The sequence below is a fragment of the Amorphus orientalis genome (assembly GCF_030814015.1).
GTDB classification, from domain to species: Bacteria; Pseudomonadota; Alphaproteobacteria; order Rhizobiales; family Amorphaceae; genus Amorphus; species Amorphus orientalis.
Window position 1 is genome coordinate 1,334,938 of the sequence record NZ_JAUSUL010000002.1, and the last position, 21,256, is coordinate 1,356,193.

20 protein-coding genes are annotated in these 21,256 nt (G+C 66.6%); 9 read left to right on the top strand and 11 right to left on the bottom strand.

From position 1 onward, the window contains the following. Positions 1-36: 36 nt before the first annotated feature. Together J2S73_RS13940 and J2S73_RS13945 are read left to right on the top strand one after the other, a co-directional pair. Positions 37-1,275 (top strand): SAM-dependent methyltransferase, encoded by a 1,239-nt coding sequence (locus J2S73_RS13940; protein ID WP_306886154.1) that lies wholly within the window; start codon positions 37-39, stop codon positions 1,273-1,275. Continuing rightward, positions 1,272-2,597: an MFS transporter gene (locus J2S73_RS13945; protein WP_306886155.1), complete on the top strand. Its 1,326-nt coding sequence runs from the start codon at positions 1,272-1,274 to the stop codon at positions 2,595-2,597. The genes J2S73_RS13940 and J2S73_RS13945 overlap by 4 nt, the downstream gene beginning before the upstream one ends. A 52-nt stretch (positions 2,598-2,649) precedes the next feature. Here the strand turns inward: J2S73_RS13945 and J2S73_RS13950 are convergent, their stop codons facing one another. Further along, positions 2,650-3,450: an SDR family NAD(P)-dependent oxidoreductase gene (locus tag J2S73_RS13950; protein ID WP_306886156.1), complete on the bottom strand. Its 801-nt coding sequence runs from the start codon at positions 3,448-3,450 to the stop codon at positions 2,650-2,652. 78 nt (positions 3,451-3,528) lie between these two features. Beyond that, positions 3,529-4,218 carry a ChrR family anti-sigma-E factor gene (locus J2S73_RS13955; RefSeq protein WP_306886157.1) on the bottom strand — a complete coding sequence of 230 codons (690 nt, stop codon included), beginning with the start codon at positions 4,216-4,218 and terminating at the stop codon, positions 3,529-3,531. Between the two features lie 187 nt (positions 4,219-4,405). Here J2S73_RS13955 and J2S73_RS13960 point away from each other — a divergent pair, with 187 nt between their 5' ends. The 3 genes from J2S73_RS13960 (at position 4,406) to sseA (ending at position 7,247) form a co-directional block, all read left to right on the top strand. Then, entirely contained in the window at positions 4,406-5,446 is a 1,041-nt protein-coding gene (locus J2S73_RS13960) for a cysteine synthase A (protein ID WP_306886158.1), read from the top strand. 8 nt (positions 5,447-5,454) lie between these two features. Beyond that, entirely contained in the window at positions 5,455-6,180 is a 726-nt protein-coding gene (locus J2S73_RS13965; RefSeq protein ID WP_306886159.1) for an alanyl-tRNA editing protein, read from the top strand. 200 nt (positions 6,181-6,380) lie between these two features. After that, positions 6,381-7,247: a 3-mercaptopyruvate sulfurtransferase gene (gene sseA / locus J2S73_RS13970; RefSeq protein ID WP_306886160.1), complete on the top strand. Its 867-nt coding sequence runs from the start codon at positions 6,381-6,383 to the stop codon at positions 7,245-7,247. A gap of 54 nt (positions 7,248-7,301) precedes the next feature. On the opposite strand, the gene J2S73_RS13975 is transcribed toward sseA, so the two are convergent. From J2S73_RS13975 to J2S73_RS13990, 4 genes are all read right to left on the bottom strand, one after another. Next, positions 7,302-8,051 (bottom strand): amino acid ABC transporter ATP-binding protein, encoded by a 750-nt coding sequence (locus J2S73_RS13975; protein WP_306886327.1) that lies wholly within the window; start codon positions 8,049-8,051, stop codon positions 7,302-7,304. Between the two features lie 121 nt (positions 8,052-8,172). Further along, complete coding sequence (locus J2S73_RS13980; RefSeq protein ID WP_306886161.1) at positions 8,173-9,477, bottom strand: amino acid ABC transporter permease; 1,305 nt, start codon at positions 9,475-9,477, stop codon at positions 8,173-8,175. Positions 9,478-9,479: 2 nt separating this feature from the next. Further along, positions 9,480-10,682, bottom strand: a complete 1,203-nt coding sequence (locus J2S73_RS13985; RefSeq protein ID WP_306886162.1) for an amino acid ABC transporter permease — start codon at positions 10,680-10,682, stop codon at positions 9,480-9,482. A 95-nt stretch (positions 10,683-10,777) separates the two neighbouring features. Continuing rightward, a complete protein-coding gene (locus J2S73_RS13990) occupies positions 10,778-11,797 on the bottom strand; it encodes an amino acid ABC transporter substrate-binding protein (RefSeq protein ID WP_306886163.1) in 1,020 nt (339 codons plus the stop codon). 227 nt (positions 11,798-12,024) lie between these two features. Between J2S73_RS13990 and metC the strand changes: the two genes are divergently transcribed. Beyond that, a complete protein-coding gene (gene metC / locus J2S73_RS13995; protein WP_306886164.1) occupies positions 12,025-13,200 on the top strand; it encodes a cystathionine beta-lyase in 1,176 nt (391 codons plus the stop codon). Between the two features lie 63 nt (positions 13,201-13,263). Here metC and J2S73_RS14000 read toward each other — a convergent pair whose 3' ends face one another. The 3 genes from J2S73_RS14000 to J2S73_RS14010 form a co-directional block, all read right to left on the bottom strand. After that, entirely contained in the window at positions 13,264-13,584 is a 321-nt protein-coding gene (locus tag J2S73_RS14000; protein ID WP_306886165.1) for a lipid-A-disaccharide synthase N-terminal domain-containing protein, read from the bottom strand. Further along, positions 13,571-14,287, bottom strand: coding sequence for a glycosyltransferase family 2 protein (locus J2S73_RS14005; RefSeq protein WP_306886166.1), 717 nt, complete (start codon positions 14,285-14,287; stop codon positions 13,571-13,573). The genes J2S73_RS14000 and J2S73_RS14005 overlap by 14 nt, the downstream gene beginning before the upstream one ends. A gap of 108 nt (positions 14,288-14,395) precedes the next feature. After that, positions 14,396-16,033, bottom strand: a complete 1,638-nt coding sequence (locus tag J2S73_RS14010) for an ArnT family glycosyltransferase (RefSeq protein WP_306886167.1) — start codon at positions 16,031-16,033, stop codon at positions 14,396-14,398. Between the two features lie 220 nt (positions 16,034-16,253). On the opposite strand from J2S73_RS14010, the gene J2S73_RS14015 reads away from it, so the two are divergent. Then, the gene (locus tag J2S73_RS14015) at positions 16,254-17,084 is read left to right on the top strand and encodes a phosphodiesterase (RefSeq protein ID WP_306886168.1); all 831 of its coding nucleotides are present in this window, start codon (positions 16,254-16,256) and stop codon (positions 17,082-17,084) included. Positions 17,085-17,139: 55 nt separating this feature from the next. Here J2S73_RS14015 and dgcA read toward each other — a convergent pair whose 3' ends face one another. Continuing rightward, positions 17,140-18,123, bottom strand: a complete 984-nt coding sequence (gene dgcA / locus J2S73_RS14020) for an N-acetyl-D-Glu racemase DgcA (RefSeq protein ID WP_306886169.1) — start codon at positions 18,121-18,123, stop codon at positions 17,140-17,142. 3 nt (positions 18,124-18,126) lie between these two features. After that, a complete protein-coding gene (dgcN, locus tag J2S73_RS14025) occupies positions 18,127-19,134 on the bottom strand; it encodes an N-acetyltransferase DgcN (RefSeq protein ID WP_306886170.1) in 1,008 nt (335 codons plus the stop codon). Positions 19,135-19,271: 137 nt separating this feature from the next. Here dgcN and J2S73_RS14030 point away from each other — a divergent pair, with 137 nt between their 5' ends. Both J2S73_RS14030 and J2S73_RS14035 read left to right on the top strand, forming a co-directional pair. Beyond that, complete coding sequence (locus tag J2S73_RS14030) at positions 19,272-20,420, top strand: ABC transporter permease (RefSeq protein ID WP_306886171.1); 1,149 nt, start codon at positions 19,272-19,274, stop codon at positions 20,418-20,420. Continuing rightward, on the top strand, positions 20,421-21,254 hold the full coding sequence (locus tag J2S73_RS14035) for an ABC transporter ATP-binding protein (protein WP_306886172.1): 834 nt from the start codon (positions 20,421-20,423) through the stop codon (positions 21,252-21,254). Positions 21,255-21,256: the final 2 nt, after the last annotated feature.

A 21,256-nucleotide genomic window follows, 5' to 3' on the forward strand; every position in this document is an offset into this window, starting at 1 on the left:
ACCCGGCCACTTGACCGAACCGGGAAAGTCCACACCATGACGATCGCTATGTCCGAACCGATCCTTCTCAATCAGGTCAATCTCGCGACCGCCCTGCGCAACATTCCGCTCGTCGCCAAGCGGGGGTTTGCGCTTGCGCTGAAGCTGCAGAAGGGCTCGTTGACGGTCACGGTGCCGGACGGCCGCACGTTCCAGGTCAGGGCCGGAGAGCCGGGGCCTGCCGCTGAATGCACCATCCACGACTGGCGCTTCGTGCGGCGCCTGCTCCAGTCCGGTGACATCGGCGTCGCCGAGGCGTTCATGGCGGGCGAATGGTCGAGCCCCGACCCCACGGAATTCCTGGAGCTGTTCGCCGCCAACCGGGCCGCCGTCGGGCGCGCGCTCGCCGGTCATCCCCTCGCCCGGGCCGCATTGTCCGTGCGGCACTGGCTCAACCGCAACACCCGGTCGGGTGCAAAGCGCAACATCGCCGCCCACTATGATCTCGGCAACGCCTTCTACGAGGCGTGGCTGGATCCCTCCATGACCTACTCCTCCGCCTATTACGGCGCCGGCGCCAACGATCTGGAGAGCGCCCAGCGGGACAAATACCGCGAACTCGCGCGCCGGACCGGCCTCAGCCCGGATCACCACGTCCTTGAGGTCGGGTGCGGCTGGGGTGGATTTGCCGAGTATGCCGCTCGCGAGATCGGCTGCCGGGTGACGGCGATCACGATCAGCCAGGCCCAGCACGACTATGCCACCCGCCGGATCGCGGACGCCGGGCTCTCCGACAAGGTGTCCGTGCAACTCACGGATTACCGGGACCTTGACGGCAAGTTCGACCGGATCGTTTCCATCGAGATGTTCGAGGCCGTCGGCGAGAGCTACTGGCCGGGCTATTTCCGGATGCTGCACGACCGGTTGCGCGAGGGCGGAAAGGCCGGGCTTCAGATCATCACCATCGAGGACGAGAGCTTCGATACCTACCGGCGTGGCCCGGACTTCATCCAGCGCTACATATTCCCGGGCGGCATGCTGCCGCCGCCGAGCGGCGTCGCAAAGCTCGGCAGCGAAAGCGGCCTCTCGCTTGCCCACGAAATCGGCTTCGGACGCGACTATGCCCGCACGCTCGCGGAATGGCGGGGACGCTTCCGCGAGGCATGGCCGCGGCTCGTTTCGCTCGGCTTCGACGAGCGGTTCCGCCGGATGTGGGAATTCTACCTGCACTATTGCGAGGCAGGCTTCCGCGCCGGCTCCATCGACGTGAAGCAGTTCGTCTTCGCGCGCCCGTGAGCAGCGCCCCGAAGTCACGCGACAGCGGGATCCTGTCGGTCATCCTCTACGCGCTCCCCGCGCTGCCTCTGGCCACGCTCCAGTTCCCGCTCTTCATCCTGGTCCCTACCTATTATTCGGAGGGGCTCGGACTGCCGCTCGCGGCGGTGGGCGCCGCGCTGCTGGCGGTCCGACTGTTCGACGCGGTCTCCGATCCCGTGGTCGGCGTGCTGGCCGACCGCTGGCAGCCCCGGTTCGGCCGCCGCCGGCTGTGGCTTCTGGCATCAGCCCCCCTCACCGCACTGACCAGCTACATGCTGTTCGTGCCGGGCGACAGCGCCTCCATCGCCTATCTGCTCACGTGGGGCATTCTGGCATCGATTGCGAGCACGGCGTCCCTCGTTCCCTTCAACGCCTGGGGCGCCGAGCTCTCGACGGACTATCACGGCCGCAGCCGGATCGCCGGCGCCCGCGAAGGCCTGATCGTCACCGGCACGCTGCTGGCGGCCGGCGTACCGGCCATCCTGGCACAAAACGATATCGGCCTCGCCCTCTCCTGGATCGCACTGACTGTTGTTCTGCTTCTCCCGACGACCGCGATCGCGGCGGTCCTGTTCGTGCCCGAGCCCAAAGACCGCTCGAAGCAGCGGGTCCGGCTGCGCGAGGGTCTTGGACACATCCGTCGCAACCGCCCTTTTCTGCGCCTGATCGCCGCCTTCGCGATCAACGGCCTCGCCAACGGATTCCCGGCCACCCTGTTCCTGTTCTTCGTCGGCCGCGTGCTCGCCACGCCCGAATGGCAGGGCGGACTGCTGTTTCTCTATTTCCTGTGCGGGATCGCCGGCATCCCCCTTTGGCTGGCCGCCAGTCGGCGCCTCGGCAAGCACCGCGCCTGGTCGTTCGCCATGATCGGGGCGTGCGCGGTCTTCGCCTTCGTCCCGGCGCTGGGGCCCGGGGACCTGACGGCCTTCATCATCATCTGCGTGCTCACCGGATTTGCGGTCGGCGCCGATCTGGTCCTGCCGGCCTCCATTCAGGCCGACGTCGTCGACCTCGATACCGCCTCCTCCGGAACCCAGCGCACAGCGCTCTATTTCGCGCTCTGGGGGCTCGCGACCAAGGTCGCTCTCGCCGCCGCGGTCGGCATCGCCTTCCCGCTCCTGCAGGCGTTCGGCTTCCAGCCGGACGACAAGTCCGCGACCGACGGCCTGTTTGCCCTTGCCGTCCTCTACGCCTGGGTTCCGGTTGCCCTCAAGCTCGGGGCGATTGCACTGATGTGGCGCTTTCCGCTCGACCAGAAAGAGCAGGAGCGCCTGGCCCGACAGATCGACGCCAACAGCTGACCTTCAGTCGAAAAAGCCGAGGCCGAGGGTCTGCGTGTCCCGACACTGCGGTCTAACCCGTGGCCTTGTCCTTGTTCCAGCCGGTGGCCCGGGCCAGCAGCGGGAAGAAGAGCCAGTACGGGAGCGCCCGCAGCAGCTTGAGCTGATAGGTGAACCGACGCGGGAAAGTGACCTCGAACCGGCCGGTTGCCAGCCCGGCGATCAGCCGGTCGGCCGCGTCGTCGACCTCCATCAGGAAGGGCATCGGGAACGGATTGTCGGCGGTGGCCGGCGTGTCCACGAAGCCTGGCGAAATCACCTGGATGGTCAGGCCGAGATGGTCGAAATCGAACTTGAGGGCTTCGGCGAGATTGAGCAATCCGGCCTTGCTGGCCCCATAGGCCGCCGAGGTAGGCAGGCCGGAGTAGCCGGCCACCGAGGCGACGATGGCGATCTGGCCCTTGCCGCGGCTCTTCATCGCATTCGCGGCCGGCACCAGCGCGTTGACCGTGCCCTTCAGGTTCACGTCGAAGGTCTTGGCGAAGGCGTCCCGGTCGAGCTCGTCACCCGAGACGGGGATGTAGACGCCCGCATTGAGGACGACCAGGGCAAGCGCGCCCAGCTCCGCCTCGATCCGCCCGACCAGCCCGTCCATCGCCTCGGCATCGGTCACGTCGCCTGCCATCGGCACGATCCTGCCGGGACCGGATACGCTCTCGGCCAGATCCTCGAGTTCCTCCTGCCGGCGCGCGGTGACGGCAACCGTGAAGCCTTGCGCCGCAAGCCGCGCCGCCACTGCCGCACCGATACCGGAACTTGCACCCGTCACCCACGCGACACCGTCATTCGGGGTCGCGACGAAGGGCTTTGCCATGAGAGCCTCGCTTTGCCTGATCAGGCGGCCACTAGAGTGCTCACGCCTTCCTGTCGGGGTCGGCCGGATCGGCCGACCTCACTGACGGGTAAACGGCGCAAGCAGGCGTCCGATCCGTCCGGTCAGGCGAAGGCCGGCATTTGTCACGACGAAGCCGATGCAGTCGCCGCCGGGATCTGCGACCGGACGGTGGTCGATCTCGTCGTCGGCGATCGATATGTCTCCCGCCCCGTACCGGCTGGTCGTGTCGGTGAAGCTGCCGTGAAGGACCAGAGTCATCTCGGTTCCCCGGTGGGTGTGCGGCGGCAGGCCGTGGCCGGCCCGCAGGCAGAACAGGCTCGCGACGTACCCGTCCTCGGACCGCGCCTTCCATTCCCGGATCCCGGGCAGCCGTGTGCGCCACGGCACGTCGCTCAGCGAGCGACCGACATAACGCTCGATCGACGCGGGCAGTCCGGAAGGTCCGATCCCGGTCGGGAGCGCGACCGGCGAGCCCAGGGTGGCGTCCGGAGCCGGATCGGCATCGAGGGCGAAGATCGCATCGAGTTTGGCGTCGCGGCCGCGCGGCGCGACCGGGTCGAGCCGGTCGAGCACCTCTCCGCCGACTGTTTCCAGGCACGAAGCCCATCGCCGGCTTTCCGGATTGAGCTCAAGATGCGCCTCGACAAGCACCTGCACCGGAGGCGGAAGGCTTCCCGCGAGATATCCGGTCAGGAGTGTATCGAGCGTCGCCTCAGACGACGGAGTGTTGTCGGTCGCGGAAGCCATTGTCCGTTCTGGCACCTTGGAGTGTGGGTCTATCGGCTTTACGTCGACACCGGGCGGTCGGATCAATCACCTATACGAAAATTGCAGACCACCTGAGCGGCCTCCGGGGTCCGAGCGACCCGGATCGGTGTTGATGTGACACGGCGGTGTCGTTAGCTTGGCCGCTCATCAGCGCGAAAGCAATCTCATGGCCATTCTTCGATCCGCTCTCGACGCCATCGGCAACACACCGCTCATCCGGCTCAACCGGGCTTCGGAGGAGACCGGCTGCGAAATTCTCGGCAAGGCCGAATTCCTCAATCCGGGCCAGTCGGTCAAGGACCGTGCCGCCTACTACATTGTGCGCGACGCAATGGAGCGCGGCGAGCTGGAGCCTGGCGGAACGATCGTCGAAGGCACCGCGGGCAACACCGGTATCGGGCTCGCGCTGGTCGGCAACGTCCTCGGGTTCCGCACGGTGATCGTGATTCCGGAAACCCAGTCGGACGAGAAGAAGCTGATGCTGCGGCTCGCGGGCGCCGAACTCGTCGAGGTCCCCGCCGTCCCCTACCGGAACCCGAACAACTACGTGAAGGTCTCCGGACGGCTGGCGGAGAAGCTGAAGGGCGAACTGCCCCACGGCGCACTGTGGGCGAACCAGTTCGACAACGTGTCCAATCGGGAAGCCCACATCCGCACCACCGGTCCGGAAATCTGGGCGCAGACTGACGGCAACGTCGACGGGTTCATCTGCGCGGTGGGCAGCGGCGGCACCATGGCCGGCGTCGGCATGGCCCTGAAGGAGCGCAATCCGGAAGTCAGGATCGGCGTCGCCGATCCGATGGGCGCCGCGCTCTACAGCTACTACACCACCGGCGAGCTCAAATCCGAGGGCTCCTCCATCACCGAGGGCATCGGCCAGGGCCGGATCACGAAGAATCTCGAAGGGGCGCCGGTCGACGTCGCCTACCAGATTCCGGACTCCGAAGCTGTTCCGATCGTGTTCGACCTGCTCGAGCACGAAGGCCTCTGCCTCGGCGGCTCGTCCGGCATCAACATCGCAGGCGCGATCCGCATGGCCCGCGAGCTCGGACCCGGGCACACCATCGTGACGATCCTGTGCGACTACGGGAACCGGTACGCCTCGCGGCTGTTCAATCCCGAGTTCCTGCGCTCCAAGGATCTGCCGGTGCCGGAGTGGCTGGAACGGACGCCGCAGATCGACATTCCGTTCGAAACGGCTGACTGAGGCGGCGTATGGTCGAGACCACGGTTCCCCTGTTCCGTGACGATGCCTACCTGCGCTCCTGCGAGGCCACGGTGGTCGCCCATGCGCCCGACGGCGGCATCGTCCTCGACCGGACCGTGTTCTATGCCGCCGGCGGCGGTCAGCCCGGAGACACGGGCCATCTGGAAGACGAGCACCGGACGCGGTTTGCGATCGTCACCAGCCGCTATGGCGAGGACCGGACAAGCATTATCCATCAGGTTGATGGCGAGGCACTGCCCGCCGTGGGGACCCAGGTCAGGGCCGAACTGGACTGGGACCGTCGGCAGCGCCATATGCGCATGCATTCGGCCCTTCACCTTCTGACCGCCGTCCTCACCTACCCGGTGACCGGGGGACAGATCGGCGCGGACGAAAGCCGGCTCGATTTCGACATCCCCGATGGCGGTCTCGACAAGGACGCGATCGCGGCCGCCGTCAATGAAATGATCATGGCGGACCACGCGATCGCAGCCGAGTGGATCACCGATGCGGAGCTCGACGCAAACCCGGCGCTCGTGAAGACAATGAGCGTTCAGCCGCCCCGTGGTTCAGGCCGCATCCGCCTGGTCCGGATCGGGGACAAGGTCGATCTGCAGCCCTGCGGTGGCACCCATGTGCGCCGCACCGCCGAGATCGGGCCGATTGCGGTAACGAAGATAGAAAAGAAGGGACGGCAGAACCGGCGTGTCCGGATCCAGCTGAGCGAAAGCTGATCCCGGTCCGCCGATCGGGCCAAAGCGCATCCAGCCGAGCGGTTGGCCTGCGGCCGTTGCCGTTAACGAGAAGAAGACTGGCGGGAAAACGAGGGCGTCCGAACGGCGCTTAACGGAAATCTCCCGCCCTCCGTTTGAACGGCCGCGCCTGCGGTGCCGGTCCGTTTATCCGAATGACGTGCGTTCTAGGGGCAAGCCCATTGCAAGACCATCGCTACCAATACCTGGTCTCCACCGAGTGGCTCTCGGATCATCTCGGCGCGCCGGATCTCGTCGTCCTCGACGGGTCCTGGCATCTGCCGACGAGTGATCGCAAGGCCGAAACGGAGTACCGGCAGGCCCACATCCCCGGGGCCATCTTCTTCGACATCGACGCCGTTTCCGACAAGGACAGCGACCTGCCGCACATGCTGCCCTCGCCGGCTCAGTTCGCCAGCACGATGCGTCGGCTCGGCGTCGGCGACGGCCAGACCATCGTCATCTACGACAGCGTGGGCATTTATTCCGCCCCCCGGGTCTGGTGGATGTTCCGCGCCATGGGAGCGCCGCGCGTCTTCGTGCTGGAGGGCGGGCTGCCCCGCTGGCTGTCGGAAGAGCGCCCCGTCGAGGACGGGGTGGTCCGCCGACCGCAGCGCCACTTCACCGCCCGGCTCGACCACGCCATGGTGGCCACCAGGGACGACGTCATCAATGCGCTGCGCACCGGCGAGGCGACCGTCGTCGACGCCCGTTCCGCCGAGCGCTTTGCCGGGACCGCTCCGGAACCGCGCAAGGGCGTGAGGTCGGGTCACATGCCGGGAGCCCGCAACCTTCCCTACACCCGGCTGATCGGACCGGACGGCTCGCTCAAGGCCATCGACGCGGTGAACGAGGCTTTCGTGGATGCAGGCGTCGACCTGTCCAAGCCGGTGATCACTTCCTGCGGATCCGGCGTCTCCGCGGCAATCCTCAATCTGGCGCTGCGCTCCCTCGGCCACACGTCGATCTCCGTCTATGACGGATCGTGGGCGGAATGGGGTGGCGACCCGAAGCTGCCGGTTGCCACCGGCCACGACGTCGACGCCTGACGACCGACGCAGCCTTCCGATCAGCCGGCGAAGCGGAGAAGACGCCCGCTTCGCTCAGTTGTGCAGGATCTGGCTCAGGAACAGCTTGGTGCGCTCGTGCTGCGGGTTGGTGAAGAACGGCTCCGGCGCGTTCTGTTCCACGATCATGCCCGCATCCATGAAGATCACCCGGTTCGCGACCTGCCGGGCGAAGCCCATCTCGTGGGTCACGCACAGCATGGTCATGCCGGACTGGGCAAGGTCGATCATCACGTCCAGCACTTCCTTGATCATTTCGGGATCGAGCGCCGAGGTCGGCTCGTCGAACAGCATGACGCTCGGGTTCATGCACAGGGCGCGGGCGATGGCGACGCGCTGCTGCTGCCCTCCGGACAGCTGACCGGGATATTTGTTCGCCTGCTCCGGGATCTTGACCCGGGTCAGGTAGGTCATCGCGATCTCTTCCGCTTCCTTCTTCGGCGTCTTGCGGACCCAGATCGGTGCGAGGGTGCAGTTCTCCAGAATGGTCAGGTGCGGAAACAGGTTGAAGTGCTGGAACACCATGCCGACGTCCCGGCGGATCTCGTCGATGCGCTTGAGGTCGTCGGTCAGCTCCGTCCCGTCGATGACGATCGAGCCGGACTGATGCTCCTCCAGCCGGTTGATGCAGCGGATCAGGGTCGACTTGCCGGACCCGGACGGCCCGCAGATGACGATGCGCTCGCCTCGGTTGACCGTCAGGTTGATGTCCTTGAGGACGTGAAACTCACCGAACCATTTGTTGACGCCGGTCATGTTGATCATGACCTCGTCGGAGATCTTCATGTCGGCGACCTCGCCGGACGGCCGGGTCGTGGTTGCGGACCGATCGGTCATGACGAACTCACCTCTTGTACGAAATGTCGTGCGGGTCGCTCCCGCGGCGCGGTGTCTTCTGCGGTCGCGATCATCGCCCGCTCCGGTCGAGACGGCGTTCTATGAAGATAGAGTACCGGGACATCCCGAAACAGAAGAGCCAGAACACGAACCCGGCAAAGATGTAACCGGTGGCGGGCGTGACCGGGCTCGCCCATTTGGGATCGACCAGGCTCAGCTTCACCATGCCCAGGAGATCGAACAGGCCGACGATCAGGATCAGCGACGTGTCCTTGAACAGGCCGATGAAGGTGTTCACGATCCCCGGAATGACGTGCTTGAGCGCCTGGGGAAGGATGATGAGCTGCATCTTCTGCCAGTGGCCGAGCCCCAGCGCGTCGGCGCCCTCGTACTGCCCCTTCGGCATCGCCTGCAGCCCGCCCCGGACCACCTCCGCCATGTAGGCAGAGGCGAACATGGCGACGCCGATCAGGGCCCGCAGCAGCTTGTCGAAGGAGACGTCGTCGGGCAGGAACAGCGGCAGCATCACGCTGGACATGAACAGGATCGTGATCAGCGGCACGCCGCGCCAGAACTCGATGAAGATCACCGAGAACAGCCGGACCAGCGGCAGGTCCGAGCGGCGTCCGAGGGCCAGCAGGATGCCGATCGGCAGCGAGGCGGCGATGCCGCACAAGGCCACGACCAGCGTGACCAGAAGGCCGCCCCACAAGGCCGTCTCGACCTCCATCAGCCCGAAGTCGATACTGAGGACGACGAAGACAGCCGCCAGGACCGCGAACGGCACCATGGCGACCAGGGCCGGCCGTAGCCGGTCGCTGAAGGGCACGGCCCCCAGAAGAGCCGGGAGGAACACGATCGCCTCGGCGATCGCGAGACCCACGGCCAGCATGATCCACCAGGACAGCCACACATCGAAGTCGCCGCCGTTGAGCAGGATCAGCGAGACCACCGGCAGGACCACCAGAAGAAAGACCGCGTTGGCGCGCTTGAATGGCGCCCGCGGGATCGCCATCGGGATCAGCCCGATGGCCAGCAGGGCAAAGACGATGTCGACCCGCCAGCGTTCCTCGATCGGGTAGCGGCCGTAGATGTACTGGGGAAACCGTGCTTCCACGAACGCCCAGCAGGCACCGACATTCGGCCCCACACAGGCTTCGCGGTCGGACCCCTCCCACACCGCATCCACGAACAAGAACTCGATGATCGGAGGAACGGTCACCCAGATGACGTAGAGCGCCAGAAGCGTGAGGACCGTGTTTCCGAGCCCCGAGAACAGGTTCTCGCGGATCCACCCGACGACGCCGCCGACGCGAATGGGCGGCGGCAGCGTGGCCGCCGGCTCGGTCCGGACATAGGCAACCGACGATGCCATGGCTATCGCTCCACCAGCGCCACGTGGGCGTTGAACCAGTTCATGAAGGCGGACGTGAGCAGAGAGATCACCAGATAGACCAGCATGGTCAGCGAAATGACCTCGACGGCCTGTCCGGTCTGATTGAGCACGGTGCCGGCGAAAACGGACACGAGATCCGGATAGCCGATCGCCACTGCGAGCGAGGAGTTCTTCGTCAGGTTGAGATACTGACTGGTCAGCGGCGGAATGATCACCCGCATGGCCTGGGGAATGATCACCAGCCACAGCGTGGTGCCCGGCTTGATGCCCAGCGCATGGGCCGCCTCGGTCTGCCCCTTGCTCACCGCCAGAATGCCGGCCCGCACGATCTCCGCGATGAAGGCCGCCGTGTACATCGCCAGCCCCAGCAGGAGCGCGACGAATTCCGGGATGATCTGAACGCCGCCCTGGAGGTTGAAGCCCTGCAGTTCCGGAATTTCGAATGTGATCGGGCGTCCGGCCACGAAATAGGCGAGCAGCGGCAGCCCGACGAAGAGCGCGACGGAAACGGGCAGGACGGGAAAGCGCTCGCCGGTCGCCATCTGCCGCCGTTTGGCCCAGCGCGCCAGCACCACGATGCCGACCACGGCGACCACGAAGGCGGCGATGACCAGGCCGCTTCCGGGACCGAGAACCGGTGCGGGAATGTAGAGGCCCCGGATGTTCAGCGACGTACCGAAGCCGAGCGGGATGGACTGGCGCGGCCCCGGCAGCTGCTTCAGAACGGCGAAGTACCAGAAGAAAAGCTGCAGCAGCAGCGGCACGTTGCGGATCACCTCGACATAGGCCGTGGCGATCTGGCGGATCAGCCAGTTCTTCGACAGGCGCATGACGCCGACGATGAATCCGACCACCGTGGCCAGCGCGATGCCGACCACCGCAACCAGCAGCGTGTTCAGAAGGCCGACCACGAAGGCCCGCCCGTAGGTGGACGTCGGCGAGTAGGCGATCAGCGTCTGCGAGATCTCGAACCCGGCCGTCTCGTCCAGAAACCCGAAGCCGGACGCGATGTTCTGGCGCTGAAGGTTGGCGATCGCGTTGCTGGCCGCTTCGTAGAGGAAGAAGCCGACCCCCAGGACCACGAGCGTCTGGAAGAAGAGGCCGCGTGCCTTCGGGTCGTAGATGATCGAGTTGCGCCGAGCGGGCGCCGGCGCGGCGCCCGCACCGTCGTCATGAACAGCCATCAGTGCCCCTCGGAAGGTGGGTTGTTATATGGGACACGGGAGACGTCGTGAGCCGGCGGCCGCCTGGCAGGCAGGCAGCCGCCGGTCAGACGCGGTTACCGGACCGGCATGCCGTACTGCAGGCCGCCATCGGTCCACAGCGCGTTGATGCCGCGCTCGATCTCGAGCGGCGTGTCGGGCCCGATGTTGCGGTCGAAGATCTCGCCGTAGTTGCCCACCGCGGTGATCGCCTGTGCCGCCCAGTCGTTCTCCAGGCCGATGCCCTCGCCGTAGGAGCCTTCCTGGCCGAGCAGACGCTTGATCTCCGGATTGTCGGAGCCCTTCATCTCTTCGACGTTGGCCTGGGTGACGCCGAGCTCCTCGGCGTTGACGAGCGCGAAGCCGACCCACTTGATGATGTTGAACCACTCGTCGTCGCCCTGGCGCACCACCGGACCGAGCGGCTCCTTGGAGATCACCTCGGGCAGGATCATGTGATCGCTCGGATTGGTGAGCTTCAGGCGCTCGGCGTAGAGGCCGGAGGAGTCCGTCGTGAAGGCGTCGCAGCGACCGGCGTCATAGGCCTGAACGGCCTCGTTCGCCGATTCGAACACCACCGCGTTCAGATCCATGTCGTTGGCCCGGAAATAGTCGGACAGGTTCAGCTCGGTGGTCGTACCGGTCTGCACGCAGACCGACGCGCCGGACAGTTCGAGCGCTGAGGTGATGCCGAGCGACTTGCGGACCATGAAGCCCTGGCCGTCGTAGTAGTTGACGCCGGTGAAGTTGAGGCCGAGCTGCGTGTCGCGCGACATCGTCCACGTGGTGTTGCGAACCAGGACGTCGACCGTGCCGGACTGAAGCGCGGTGAAACGCTCCTTGGCGGTCAGCGGCGTGAATTTCACCTTGCTGGGATCACCGAAGATCGCCGCCGCATAGGCGCGGCAGTAGTCAACGTCAAAGCCGGACCAGTCGCCCTGGTCGTTGGTGGTCGCAAACCCGGCGAGCCCGCTGGCGTTCGCGCCGCACTGAACAAAGCCTTTGGTCTTCACGTCTTCGAGCGTCGTTGCATCGGCTGCAGCTGCGGAAAGTCCCAGCGCCGCGGCTGCTGCGATCGTAAGCACGATCTTGTTCATGATTGTCCCTGCTTTCCCCTTGAGGTGACGTGGCTTGAGTCATCGACCCGCAACCGAAGCGTTCAAATCCCAGATGGGTCCTCCGCCCGCCGGTCGCCATGGTTTCGAAGACGGGATGTATCTCAGGCTATTACGCAACCGTGGTCAAGGGTTGCGCGTGACGCTAAAAGCGCCGATCACTGCGCAGGACTCCTCCACCCTTCCCCGCTCGTGATGAAAAATTTGCCATGACCAATGAAAAACCATTCGGGCGCGCAGGACTCGCGACCCGCCTCGCCCACGCCGGCCCGGCGCCGTCGGAGTATCACGGTTTCGTCAATCCGCCCGTGGTGCATGCATCGACGGTGATCTACGACAGCCTGAACACCGCGAAGAACCGCACCTCCCGCTACATGTACGGACGGACCGGCACGCCCACCACCGAGGCGCTGGAAGACACCGTGACCGATCTGGAAGGCGCCGCCGGGACGGTCCTCACCGGTTCCGGGCTCGAGGCGATATCGATCGCGCTGATGTCCTGCACCCAGGCTGGCAGCCATCTTCTGGTGGCCGACAACGTTTACGGTCCGACCCGCCGCTTCTGCGACAAGGTTCTGACGCGGTTCGGGGTCGAGGTGGAGTATTTCGATCCGGCGGTCGGCGCCGAGATCGACCGGCTGTTCCGCGACACGACAAGTGCCCTCTTCCTGGAAGCGCCCGGCTCCCTGACCTTCGAGATGCAGGATATTCCCGCCATGGCCGGCGCGGCCCGGTCGCGGGGCATAACCGTCGCCATGGACAACACCTGGGCGACGCCGGTCTATTTCCGGCCGCTGGACCATGGGGTCGATCTGTCCATCCAGGCGGCAACCAAGTATTTCGCGGGCCATTCCGACCTGCTGCTCGGCACGGTTGCAGCCAGCGAGGCGGCCCTGCCGTCGCTGCGCGAGACGCGCAACAACTTCGGCGTGAACGTCGGTCCCGACGATGTCTTCAACACGCTGCGCGGCATGCGCACGCTCCCGTTGCGCCTCGCGCGCCATTTCGAGAGCGGCGTGACCATCGCGCGCTGGCTGGAAACCCGGCCGGAGGTCGCACGCGTGCGTCACCCCGCGCTGGAAAGCGATCCGGGGCACGAGATCTGGAAGCGCGACTTCTCCGGGGCCTGCGGCCTGTTCGCGATCGAGCTTCAGCCCTGCACCGACGCCCAGCTTGCGGCCTTCATCGAAGGCCTCGCCTATTTCGGGATCGGCGCGTCGTGGGGCGGGTTCGAGAGCCTGGTGCTGTGCCCGGACCCGAGCTCGATCCGCACCGCCACCAATTGGGACGCGGCAGGACCGCTGGTCCGGCTCCATGTGGGTCTGGAGGATCCCGAGGACCTGATCGCCGATCTGCAGGCGGGCCTCGCCCGGCTGGTCGGCTGACGCGGGGTCGCGGGGCGGCGGGGCATAGACGCGCCCCGCCCCGGGGCCCGTACGGACGGGGCTCTAATTGACGAGCGCGGCCCGGTGCTCGCGGAAGATGAGCCAGAGATTGCGCATATAGATGATCAGGCCGGCGCCCTGCCCCGCGATGAACACGGGATCCTCCCGATAGAGCGCGTAGGCGAACAGCATACCGCCGCCGGCGATCGAGAAGAACCAGAAGGCGACCGGGACGACCGACCGCCCGGCCCGTTCGCTGGCGATCCACTGAATCAGGAACCGGGCGGAGAACATCGCCTGCGCCACGAAGCCGATCACCAGCCAGGTGTCGAACTGCTCGACGAAGACCGAGTGGGCCCAATCCGCAAGATTATCGATCAGCATCGATGGTCGCCTCCTGGGCGCTGGGTACGCGTCGACGACGGCTCAGAAGCCACCACACGCCGAACAGGTCCGGCAGCCCGACGAGGGCGCGGTCCAGGACCCCGTATTTGGAACTGCCGTGGATCCGGACACGATCCTCGACGTCGATATGGGCGATCTGCCAGCCTTCCCGCAGCACAAGCGCCGGAAAGAACCGGTGCATCGTGTCGAAGAAGGGCAGGTCCAGGTAAAGCTCCCGGCGGATCGCCTTGAGACCGCAGGCGGTGTCGCGGGTCTTGTCGCCTAGAAGCCAGGAGCGCAGGCCGTTGGCGAGTTTCGACGCCCGCTGCTTGAGCGCCGAATCGTGCCGCTTCAGCCGCTGTCCGACGACGAGCCCCAGATCCGGATCGTCCTGCAGCATCTTCAGCATCTTCGGCAGAAAGATCGGATTGTTCTGGCCGTCGCCGTCGATCATCAGGATCAGCGGTGCGTGCGCGTACTTGACCCCGGTACGCAGCGCGGCGCTCTTGCCGGCCGCCTTCTCGTGGCGGACCAGGCGCAGCCACGGCAGCTCTTTGGTCAGGGCCAGGATCGCCGCATCGGTCCCGTCGTCCGACCCGTCGTCGACCACGATCGCCTCGAACGTGACACCGGCAAGCTGCCCCTGGATCTCCTCGAGGAGCGGGGGAAGATTGCCCGCCTCGTCTTTGGCGGGAATGACCACGGACACTGCCGGGTCTGGGGACTGCGCGGAAGACGTTTGCAAGATCGGGCCGTTTCCAGTCGGAGATAGATCGACGCCGGCGGCTGGCAGGCACGTCCGGCAAAAAGATCAGCGTTGTTTAGTCGTATAGATCACCATGTTCAACGACCGGCCGTTGCCGATGTTGACGCCCCTTTCGCTTCCCCGGCGCTCCAGAACGATCCCGGCAGCGTCCGCGTCGGCAAGAACCTCGTCGACGTGGCTCTCGTCGACGGCGAGAACGGGACACGCCACCTGCGAGATGGCGTGGATCGCGCCCCCGTGGTGCTCCAGCCGTGTCTCTGTGCCGGCCAGGAAGACGAGGCTCGGCTCGTGATTGCCGACGGTGATCAGGGTCGGATCCGGACAGTCGGCGGCAGCCTTGGCCGCTGCCGCCACCCGGCCGCTCAGCCAAACGCTTTGGAGCTTGGGCAGAACGTTCCCCCAGGCCGCGACCCCGAGCAGCACCGAGGCCGCCGCAACGCTGCCGATCATGGTCAGTCGCGAGCGGTCGGCCGCAAGCAGCAGCGCGGCACGCACGCCGAGTGCTGCACCCGCAATGCTCAGGATCACGCCGACCCAGCTGATCGGGTCACCCAGCACCAGGGGAAGCCCGACCGACGCCAGCATCAGGAGCACCGGAATGGCGGCCAGTTCCACAGCCGCCAGAATGCGCAGCCAGCGCGGGCCCAGCTCGCGCCGCCATTCCACCAGCACCGCCGACACCGCCAGCGCCAGCGCCGGGACGAGCGGCAACGTGTAGTGCGGCAGCTTGGTCGGAACCGCTTCGAAGACGATCCAGGCCGGCAGCACCCAGGCCGCGCAGAACACGACCAGCTTCTCGCGCCGCAGCACCCACAGGCTCGGCAGGCTGATCAGGAGCAGCGCCATCAGCGGCCATGCCGTCCCCACCGAGACGAACATGTGCGCCAGCGGCGGCGCCCAGTGGCCCTCCTGGCCGGTGGCGGCCTTACCGAGGAAATCGTTGAGGATGGCCTCCTGATAGAAGGCCCCGTCGCTGGCCAGCCAGATCGCCACGAACCACGGGGCGACCAGAAGCACGGTCATGGCCAGGCCGCGCAGTGGCGTCAGCCGCGTCAGGAACGCCCGGCGCTCCGGGCCAACGAAGAGAAGTGCTGCGATGGTCCCGCCGGTGACGAGAAGAACGATCGGTCCCTTGACCAGGATGCTCGCCGAAACCGCCAGCCAGAACACGAACGGCAATCCGAAGAAGCGCGGTCTGGCCTCCATCAGCCAGAGCCGGGCGAGTGCCGCCTGGGCCAGCACGATGGTGGCCAGCAGCGCGGCATCGGTCTTGGCGATCCGCGCCTCGAAGCCGACAATGATCGTGACAGCGAGAAGACCGCCGGCTACCAGGGCGGCCTGAGGTCCCAGAAACGCCCGCGCGGCCCAGCATGTCCCGGCAACCGCCAGCGCGGCGGACAGGACGGAGACCAGCCGGTACACCCACAGCGGCGCATCGGCGCCATATCCGGAAACTTCGACGAAGAGCGCCTGCAGCCAGTAGATGCCGATCGGCTTCTTGTAGCGCGGCTGCTCCTGCAGTCGGATGTCGACATAATCGCCCCGCTCCACCATCTGCTTGCTCGCCTGGGTGTAGCGCGGCTCGTCGCGGTCGATCGGTCCCACGCCCGCAAGACCCGGCAGGAACGTCAGTGCGGCCATGACCGCGAGCAGCGCCACGCACAGGCGGAAGCGTGCGGCCACAAACGCCTGGATCGCGCCCGATGCGGGCGGCGGCGCGGATGCGGAACGGCCCTCTGGCGCGCTCGACGAAGGGGCGGACGTGGATATGGCCGAAATCCTCTGATGACGGGGTGCGGTCGCGACCCGCGACGGTGCGACGACAGCTCGCCGGATCGGACGCTGCGTGATAGCCGTTGCCGGTGAACAGCGTCAACGCGTTCAAATTGGGGCAAGGCCGGACATGACGACGATCGTGCAATTGACCGATCTCCACCTGAGACCGCGCGGCACACCCGCCCTCAGGGTGGTGGAGACGAACATGTTCGCCGCGCGCGCCATTCGGGCCGTCGCAACCCTCACCTCGCGCCCGGATGCGGTCATCGTCACCGGCGATGTCGCCGACACGGCCGACCCGCGCGCCTACGAGCTGGCGCACGAGCTGCTCGCAGCCCTTCCCGTCCCGGTCTATCTGCTTGCCGGCAACCACGATTCCGCCCGCACGATGCGGTCAGCTTTCGCAGACTGGCCCGGTGTCTCGGAGGCACCGTCGGACCGGGTCCATTACGCGGCGGAGATCGGCGACCTTCGGCTGGTCGCGCTGGACACGTCCGTGGAGGGGCAGCCTTACGGCAGCCTTGGCAACGAGCAGCTCGCCTGGCTCGACGCCACGCTCGCCGCAGCGCCCGACCGCCCCACCCTGATCGCCATGCATCATCCGCCGTTCACCACGGGCATTGCCCACATGGACCGGACGCGGCTCACCGATTCGGATGCGTTCGCGGAAATCGTGTCCGCCCATCGGCAGGTGCGGCGTATCGTCTGCGGGCATGTCCACCGCACGGTGGTCGCGCCGTTCGGCGGCACTCACGCCATGATCGTGCCGGGCGTGGCGCATCAGGTCGCCCTCGATCTGACGGCGACATCCGCGGCCCAGTTCGTGATGGAGCCGCCGGCCTACGGGATCCACGCCTGGACGGGGGAGGATCTGGTCTCCCACGTGGCCTACGTGGAGGCCTTCCCGGGGCCCTATCCGTTCTCCCCGGCGGAAGGGGTCTTCTGGCCGGGCGACTGAGCCGGGGGGTTCCCCCGGCCGGCATTTTGCCTGGATGCCCGGCCGGTACCGGTCCCTAGCCCCAGAGCTCAGGCTCGGGCGGATGCAGGATCGAGCCGTCATAGCGCAGCGCAGGCTCCCGGTCCTGAGCCAGAAGCAGCGGACCGTCGAGGTCCACCACCGCCGCCTTCTGGGCGACGAGGACCGCCGGCGCCATCGCCAGCGAGGTCGCCAGCATGCAGCCGACCATGATGGTCAGCCCGAGTTCTTCGGCCGTCTCGGCCATGGTCAGGGCCTCGGTCAGCCCGCCGGCCTTGTCGAGTTTGATGTTGACCGCATCGTAGCGCCCCGTCAGCGCCTTCAGATCGGAGGCGACGTGGACGCTTTCGTCCGCGCAGACGGGAACCGGACGGCGCACGGTCGCCAGAAGCCCGTCCCGGTCGGCCGGAAGCGGCTGCTCGACCAGTTCGACACCGACGTCCGCGCAGGCGGTGATGTTGTCGAAATAGGTGTCGTGGCTCCAGCCTTCGTTGGCATCCACGATCAGCCGCGCGTTGGGGGCTCCCGCCCGCACGGCCTTGATCCGGGCTACGTCGCCGGGTCCGCCGAGCTTCACCTTGAGAAGCGGCCGGTCGGCCGCCGCCTCCGCCGCCGCCCGCATCGCCTCGGGTTCGCCGAGGCTCAGCGTGTAGGCGGTGGTGAGCGGCTCCAGTCCGCTCAGGCCTGCGGACGTGAAGGCCCGGACGCCGGAGGCCTTCGCCTCCAGGTCGAACAGCGCGCAGTCCAGCGCGTTGCGGGCCGCTCCCGGCGCCATTTCCTGACGCAGGCCCTGGCGGTCGAGCCCGCCGGTGATCGCCGCCGCCATCGCTTCGACGGCGGCAAGCACGGCCTCGGGCGATTCGCCGTAGCGGCCATAGGGCACGCCTTCGCCGCGCCCCCGGTGGGAGCCGTCAGTGATCTCGGCGACCACCACCGTGGCCTCGGTCCGGCTCTCGCGGGAGATGCGAAACTCTCCCGCGATCGGAAACTTCTCGATTCTGGCGCTGAGGGTGCGGCTCATGGTCTAAGCAAAGCTCTTCCGCAGTTCCTCGACGATCGCCGTGACGCCGAAGCGGACCGGATCGCTGGCGGGAAGGCCGTGCTCCCCGGAGACCTGGTCCAGGAAGGCGCGGGCCTCCGCCTCGCCGAGCGCGGCCGTGTTGACCGCAAGACCGACGCAGCGGATGTCCGGGTTGGTCAGGCTGCCGCAGCGGATGGTGAGGTCGATCACGTCGCGGATCGAGGGAATCGGATGCTCGACGCCGCGCATCTTCGTACGCGTCGGTTCGTGGCAGACCACGAAGGCGTCCGGCTGCGCTCCGTGCAGAAGGCCGAGCGACACGCCTGCGAACGACGGGTGGTAGAGCGAGCCCTGCCCCTCGACCACGTCCCAGTGATTGGGATCGGCCGCCGGCGACAGCCATTCCGCCGCACCCGAAATGAAGTCCGCGACCACTGCGTCGATCGCCGCACCGCGACCCGAAATGAACACGCCGGTCTGGCCGGTGGCCCGGAAATCCGCGTCCATGCCGGCTTCGCGCATGGCGCTTTCCAGGGCGAGTGCGGTGTACTTCTTGCCGACGGAGCAGTCGGTGCCCACCGTAAGGAGCCGTCGGCCGGGACGCTTCGTTCCCTTGCCGGTCGCGAACTTCTCCGTCGAATGGCGCACATCGAGAAGCCGGCCGCCCGACTTCTCCGCAGCGGCGCGAATCTCCGGCACGTCGGCCAGCTTCTGGTGGAGACCCGTCGCCACATCGAGGCCGGCCTCCAGCGCGGCGACGATGGAGGCGACCCAGTGCGCCGGCAGCACTCCGCCGGCGTTCACCGCGCCCACGACCATGGTCTTGGCGCCGGCCTCGGCGGCAGCGCGCGCGTCCATCTCCGGCAGACCGGCATCGGCCTTGCAGCCTTCGAGGCGCCACTGCCCGACGCACCAGTTGGGGCGCCAGTCGACGATACCCAGGGCGGTCTTGGCGGCGAGCGAGTCGGCAACGTCACCCAGAAACAACAGATAAGGGTGCTTGAGCTCCATGGTGGCTCCAAATTTGGGAACATGACGCAAGCGCGCGGAGACGTGATCTCGACGCGGAACGCGCGAGACACTAACACTTTGGAGACGCTTTTCCAGATGCCCGACGGGGCACATCCAACGGGACCAGCAGTTCGGGCATGAATGTACAGTCGGCACCTGGCAAGGCGCGCCTCACCGTCGATGACGCCGACGCGGACATGCCCACCGTGTCCGTGTCCGGATTCTGGACGCTGAAGACCGCGCGTGCCGCGGAAGACCTGGTGGAATCGGTCGATCTGCCGAACGCCCAGTCGGTCACGATCGATCTGGCCGGAGTGGAGGCGCTCGATACCGCCGGCACGTGGCTCATTCACCGGCTGCGCGCACGACTGGAGTTCCGCGGGATCCGGGTCGAGCTGGTCAACGTCGAAGAACGCTTCGAATCGCTCTTCTCGGAGATCGAGGCCCACGTCCCGAAGCAGTGGAAACCGCGTCGGCGCAGCGTGTCGCTGCTGAACGGGCTCGAGACGGTCGGTCGCCAGACCGAGGAAATTGCCCGCGACGCCGTGTCGGTCATCAGCATCCTGGGCGCGTTCGGGATCGGACTCGCGGCCGCCTTGTTCAATCCGGGCCGGCTGCGGTTCACTTCCATCCTCGCCAACTTCGACCGGGCCTGCCGGGGCGCGGTGCCCATCGTTGCGCTCATGTCGTTCCTGATCGGGCTGATCATCGCCCAGCAGGGCGGCTTCTATCTGCGCCAGTTCGGGGCCGAGACGTTCGTGGTCGACCTCGTCGGCGTGCTGGTCCTGCGCGAGATGGGCGTGCTCCTGACCGCCATCATGGTCGCCGGCCGGTCCGGCAGCGCCTACACGGCCGAGATCGGCTCCATGAAGATGCGTGAGGAGATCGACGCCCTGAAGGTGCTCGGTCTCGATCCGGTCGAGATCCTGGTCATCCCGCGCCTGATGGCGCTGATGCTGGCGCTGCCTCTGCTCGCCTTCATCGCCAACATTGCGGCTCTCACCGGGGCCGCCGTGGTCTGCTGGACCTACATGTCGATCCCGCCGGAAGCCTTCCTCCAGCGCCTCCACCAGGCGGTCTCGATCCACGAGCTGATGGTCGGCCTCGCCAAGGGACCGTTCATGGCGCTGATCGTCGGTTTGATCGCCTGCTCGGAAGGCCTCAAGGTGGGCGGCAGTGCCGAATCGCTCGGCCAGCAGACGACCACGTCGGTGGTCAAAGCTATCTTCATGGTCATCGTGGTGGACGGGCTGTTCGCCATCTTCTTTTCCGCGATGGGAATCTGAATGGCGGCCGAGTCCGAAACCAACCAGCCGACCACGGAAGCGCGCGCGCCTTCGGACGCGGGTCGCCCCGATTCCGACCGCGAGGTCATCGTGAAGGCGCGCGGCGTCACCGTCGGCTTCGGCGACAGCCTCGTGCTCGATAAGCTCGATCTCGACGTCTATTCCGGCGAGATCCTCGGCTTCGTCGGGGGCTCCGGCACGGGCAAGTCCGTGCTGATGCGCACGATCCTGCGGCTCATCCCCAAGCAGGGCGGCACGATCGAGGTGTTCGACCACGATCTCGACCAGCAGTCGCCGAGCGAACTGTCGGAGCTGGAGCAGCGCTGGGGCGTGCTCTTCCAGATGGGCGCGCTGTTCTCGTCCCTCACCGTCAAGCAGAACATCCAGGTCCCGATGCGCGAGCACATGGACCTGTCCCAGCGGCTGATGGACGAGCTCGCCCTTCTGAAGCTGGAGCTGGTCGGACTGCCGCGCCAGGCCGCGGAGCGCTTTCCCTCCGAACTCTCCGGTGGCATGGTCAAGCGGGCGAGCCTCGCCCGCGCCCTTGCGCTTGATCCGCAACTCGTTTTTCTGGACGAGCCGACGTCGGGGCTCGACCCGATCGGCGCCGGGGATTTCGACATCCTGATCCGCAATCTACGCGACACGCTCGGCCTGACCGTCTACATGGTGACCCATGACCTCGACAGCCTCCATACCGTGTGCGATCGAATTGCCGTCCTCGCCGAAAAGCGCGTGCTTCTCACCGGGACGATGGACGACATGTTGAAATCGGACCATCCCTGGGTCCGGTCCTATTTTCACGGTGTCCGTGGCAGCAGGCTGGCAAGCTAACG